Source organism: Streptomyces niphimycinicus (genome assembly GCF_018883605.1).
GTDB lineage: Bacteria > Actinomycetota > Actinomycetes > Streptomycetales > Streptomycetaceae > Streptomyces > Streptomyces niphimycinicus.
This window is the reverse complement of record NZ_JAHLEM010000514.1, coordinates 1-4,484: the sequence shown is the minus strand read 5'-3', so window position 1 is coordinate 4,484 and position 4,484 is coordinate 1. Positions and strand designations below refer to the sequence as shown.

Genomic DNA, 4,484 nt, shown 5'->3' with positions numbered 1-4,484 from the left:
CATGGCGGCGCGGGCCATGGCGGCGCGGGGGGCGGTCGGCGGTCCGGAGCGGGTGCGGAGCGTCGGCGTGGGCGCCGGCGTCGGCGGCGTCGTACATAAAGGGCCCTCTCGCATCGGATCCGGGTCGCGGCTGCGTCCATCGCACTTACGGATACGGAGAGCCGGAGCCGATCGTTCACCGTCCTCGCAGCCGTTCCGCGTCAGGCGGGTGCGGACCGGCGCGGCCGGGCCGTCCGGACCCTTGACAGCCAGGTCGGATGCTGGATTACTGGACCGCGCCCGAATGGTAACCGAATGTTCGGTCGGCAACTGGAGGTGGTGGACGCCCATGGCGGAATCCCTGAGCGTGGCCCCGCTCGACGACGCCGAGCGGATGAGCCCCGAGGAGCTGAGGGCGCTCCAGCTCACCCGGCTGCGGGCCACCTTGCGCCATGCGTACGACCATGTCGAGCTGTACCGCAGGAAGTTCCGCGCGGCCGGGGTCGGCCCCGAGGACTGCCGCACCCTGGAGGACCTGGCCCGGTTCCCCTTCACCACCAAGGACGATCTGCGCGACACCTACCCCTTCGGGATGTTCGGTGTCGAGCAGAGCGAGGTGCGGCGGCTGCACGCCTCCAGCGGCACCACCGGCCGCCCCACCCTCGTCGGCTACACCGAGCACGACCTGGCGGTCTGGGCGGAGGTGATCGCCCGCTCGATCCGCGCGGCCGGTGGCCGGCCCGGCCACAAGGTGCATATCTCCTACGGCTACGGCCTGTTCACCGGCGGCCTCGGCGCCCACTACGGCGCCGAGCGGCTCGGCTGCACCGTCATCCCCGCCTCCGGGGGCATGACCGCCCGGCAGGTGCGGCTCATCCAGGACCTCAGGCCCGAGATCATCATGATCACGCCGTCCTATCTGCTGACGCTCCTCGACGAGTTCGAGCGGCAGGGCGTCGATCCCCGCTCCACCTCCCTCCAGGTCGGCATCTTCGGCGCCGAACCCTGGACGGAGGAGATGCGCCGGGAGATCGAGGAGCGCATGGACATCCACGCGGTGGACATATACGGGCTCTCGGAGGTGATCGGCCCCGGGGTGGCCCAGGAGTGCGTGGAGACCAAGGACGGGCTGCACGTCTGGGAGGACCACTTCTACCCGGAGATCGTCGACCCGTTCACCGACGCGGTGCTGCCCGGCGGCGAGGAGGGGGAGCTGGCCTTCACCACCCTCACCAAGGAAGCGCTCCCCGTCATCCGCTACCGCACCCGCGATCTGACCCGGCTGCTGCCCGGCACCGCCCGCCCCGCCTTCCGGCGCATCCAGAAGATCACCGGCCGCTGTGACGACATGCTCATCGTGCGCGGGGTCAATGTCTTCCCCAGCCAGATCGAGGAGATCGTACTGCGGGTCCCGGCGGTGGCCCCGCACTTCCAGCTCGAGCTGACCCGGCGCGGCCGGATGGACCATATGGCGGTGCGGATCGAGGCCCGCCCCGGCGTCGGCCCCGAGCAGCGCGCGGCCGCCGCGGCGGCCATCGCGCGGGGAGTGAAGGACGGGGTGGGGCTCACGGTGGAGGTGGCGGTCGTGGACCCGGAGACGCTGGAGCGCTCCGTGGGCAAGATCCGCCGGGTCAGGGACCGGCGCACCGAGAGCTGAGCACCGCCCCGGGCGCCCTCCTCGGACGGGACGCGGCGCCCGGGACGGAGGGCCCGGAGCGGATGGGCTCAGCGTGCCAGTTCGAGAGCGGGGAACTCCTGGTGCAGGGGCAGCCGCGCCCCGCAGACGGTCGCCTGGGCCTGTGCCGCGACCCTGCGCCGGTCGTCGACGTCCCGCATCGGCCGCAGCGCACGGTGCACGGCCACCCGCACCGTGAGCCCGTCGGCGCGCAGCACCCGGCGCAGCGAGCCGCCGAAGTCGTCCTCGCCGACGAAGGCGGCCACCGTGGTCGGGACACCGTGCTGGACGTACTCCAGCGTCACCGGGCGCACCGGCGCGCCCGCGTCCAGCGCGGCCTGGAAGGTGGCCCGCCGGAAGCTGCCGCCCGTGCCCGAACACCAGGTGATGCCCTGCGGAAAGGCCATCACCGACTGGCCGTCACGCAGTCGGGCCGCCATCTCCCGTACGGTGTCCGGGAGTTCGCGCAGCGAGCCGCGGTCGATGTACATCGTCCCCGCGCGGGTGGCCAGCGAGCCGATCAGCGGCCAGCCCGCGATCTCCCGCTTGGCCAGCATCACCACGGGCTCCACCGCGAGCAGCGCGAGGATGTCCAGCCAGGAGATGTGGTTCGCCACGATGAGCGTGCCGGTGCCGCCGGGCGCGCTGAGCGTGCTGTCGCCCGTCACCTCCAGCCGGATGCCGAGGGCGTCCAGCAGCGTCGCCGCCCGCGCCCGCAGCGTCTCGGGGTCGGCGATCCGCCGACCGGACAGCAGCGCGCCCATCACCGCCCCGACGAAGACGGTGGCCCGCCGGGCCCCCCGGGTGGCCGGTACGCGGTCGGCGGCGTGGGAGACACAGCCGGGAGTGCACGGGGACCAGCCCGCCCAGGCGTGCTCGGGCAGACTCATCGCGGCCGCGTCGGTCACTGGGATTCACCCAGGAAGTAGCGGCGGTAGCGGTCGTTCATCCGCTCGGTGTCCAGCAGCACGAAGAAGTCGGCGTCGTTGAAGGCCCGGTCGTGCTGCGGGGAGCCGCACATCCAGGCGCCGACCCGCAGATAGCCGCGGAGCAGCGGCGGCAGGTCGGCGTAGCTGGGCTCGCCGTCCATCGGCCGCGAGGGTATCCACGGGTCGAGCGGGTGGACCCGCATCTCGGGCGGGGCGGCGTGCTTGCTGGTGCCCAGCAGCCAGGCGTTGGCCGCGGCCCCCTCGCCCTCGGCCAGCGGAACCGAGGCACAGCCCGCGAGATAGCGATGGCCGGACAGCAGTACATAGCGGGCCAGACCGGCCCACATGAGGTTGATGACCGCGCCCGTGCGGTGGTCGGCGTGGACACAGGCCCGGCCGGTCTCGACCATGGACGAGCGGACCTCGGTCGGAAGGCCGCGCAGATCGAACTCGGTGTCCGAGTAGAGCCGCTCGCTGCGCCCGGGGGGAAGCAGCCGGTAGGTGCCGACCACGGTGCCCGTCGCCGTGTCCGTGACGATCAGGTGGTCCATGATCTCGTCGAACTCGTCCACGTCGCGGCCGTCGACCGCGGCGTCCAGCCGGCCGCCCCTCTCCTCGCCGAACACCTGGTAGCGCAGCCGCTGCGCGGCGTGGATCTGCTCCTGGGTGTGGGCGATCGAGGTGACGTACGAGGTGGTGGGCGCCGTCGTCGAGGACGTCGTGAGCACGGACATTCCTGTTCTCCGTTCAAGGGAAGTCAGGAGCGGTGGGGACTGGGGAAGAGCGGAAGAAACGCCTCACTCGCCGTGCGGTGCGCTGAGGCGGCGCGCACCGCGGGCGTTCACCAGTCTTGCCGTGGCGACGTACGTCACAGTGTCCGTGTGGTGATTCGGCGACTGCCAGTCGATGACGAACACATGCCGCTGGTCGGCCCGTGGTTACGGAGCGGTAGCGCCGGTGCCGCCGCTGTCAGTGCCGGTACCGGTGCCGGTGCCGGTGGCGGTCCGGAGCGGGAAACCGAGTGAATGGGCGGCGGTGGCGGGGGTGGGCTGGGACCAGTAGTCGCTGACGGCCTGGGCCGAGGACAGGGAACGAGTTTCGGCCAGATCCAGATAGAGGACGCCGTCGAGATGGTCGGTCTCATGCTGGACGATCCGCGCGGGCCAGCCGGTGAACTCCTCGTCCAGCTCCCGCCCCGTCTCGTCCTGCCCGCGCAGCCGGATCCGGTCCGGGCGGCTGACCACGGCCTGCCAGCCGGGGATGCTCAGACACCCCTCGAAGAACGCCGCCCGGCCGTCGCCGACCGGTTCGTAGACGGGATTGACCAGCACCCGGTACGGCTGCGGCACCCGGCCGCGCACCTCCCGCACCTCGGCCGCCACCTCCGCCGGGTCCTCGATCACCGCCAGCCGCAGCGGCACACCGATCTGCGGGGCCGCGACCCCCACCCCGGGCGCGGAGTGCATCGTCTCCCGCATCGCCGCCAGCAGCCGGTCCAACTGGTCCGTGGTCAGTTGGCCCTCGTACGGCAGGGCCGGTTGCCGGAGCACGGGGACGCCCGCGGAGATGATCGGCAGCGGGCGGGTCCCGGAGAGCAGTTCGTCGACGAGATCGGAGACGGTAGTAGTCGGCATGGGGACAGCCTGACAGACGATCACCGGGGGCGTGGCAGGTGCCCAAGCGGTGGGTGCTCACCATCGGACAAAAGGTGAACAGGGTGCCGATGCGGTCCGTAGACGTCGATGAGCCGCCGGGAACATCCCACGCCCGCGCGGCTCGGCCGAGTCTCCCGGCTCGGCCGCTGCCGCCCCGCGGTGCTTCCCCCGTTGTGTACGGCGGGGCGGCAGCCTTCCTGGCCGTAGGCCGTGTTCGACGGTGCTGGGCGCCTGCGGCGGGCTATG

At 72.2% G+C, this 4,484-nt stretch carries 4 protein-coding genes; 1 reads left to right on the top strand and 3 read right to left on the bottom strand.

Annotated features, from left to right (window positions below; genetic code table 11):
* The first annotated feature begins 328 nt into the window (after nucleotides 1-328).
* Nucleotides 329-1,636: a phenylacetate--CoA ligase PaaK gene (paaK, locus tag KN815_RS34385; RefSeq protein ID WP_216345767.1), complete on the top strand. Its 1,308-nt coding sequence runs from the start codon at nucleotides 329-331 to the stop codon at nucleotides 1,634-1,636.
* A 68-nt stretch (nucleotides 1,637-1,704) separates the two neighbouring features.
* Here paaK and KN815_RS34380 read toward each other — a convergent pair whose 3' ends face one another.
* The 3 genes from KN815_RS34380 to KN815_RS34370 all read right to left on the bottom strand — a co-directional run bounded on the left by KN815_RS34380 (nucleotide 1,705) and on the right by KN815_RS34370 (nucleotide 4,217).
* On the bottom strand, nucleotides 1,705-2,562 hold the full coding sequence (locus tag KN815_RS34380; RefSeq protein ID WP_216345766.1) for a lysophospholipid acyltransferase family protein: 858 nt from the start codon (nucleotides 2,560-2,562) through the stop codon (nucleotides 1,705-1,707).
* A complete protein-coding gene (locus KN815_RS34375; protein ID WP_216345765.1) occupies nucleotides 2,559-3,317 on the bottom strand; it encodes a GNAT family N-acetyltransferase in 759 nt (252 codons plus the stop codon). Before KN815_RS34375 ends, KN815_RS34380 begins: the two co-directional genes overlap by 4 nt.
* Nucleotides 3,318-3,521: 204 nt before the next feature.
* On the bottom strand, nucleotides 3,522-4,217 hold the full coding sequence (locus KN815_RS34370) for a peptide deformylase (RefSeq protein ID WP_216345764.1): 696 nt from the start codon (nucleotides 4,215-4,217) through the stop codon (nucleotides 3,522-3,524).
* Nucleotides 4,218-4,484 lie beyond the last annotated feature (267 nt).

Excerpts from the sequence above, each read along its gene's own strand:
- paaK (WP_216345767.1), top strand. The coding sequence starts at position 329 with ATGGCGGAATCCCTGAGCGTGGCCCCGCTCGACGACGCCGAGCGGATG.
- KN815_RS34375 (WP_216345765.1), bottom strand. The coding sequence starts at position 3,317 with ATGTCCGTGCTCACGACGTCCTCGACGACGGCGCCCACCACCTCGTAC.
- KN815_RS34370 (WP_216345764.1), bottom strand. The coding sequence starts at position 4,217 with ATGCCGACTACTACCGTCTCCGATCTCGTCGACGAACTGCTCTCCGGG.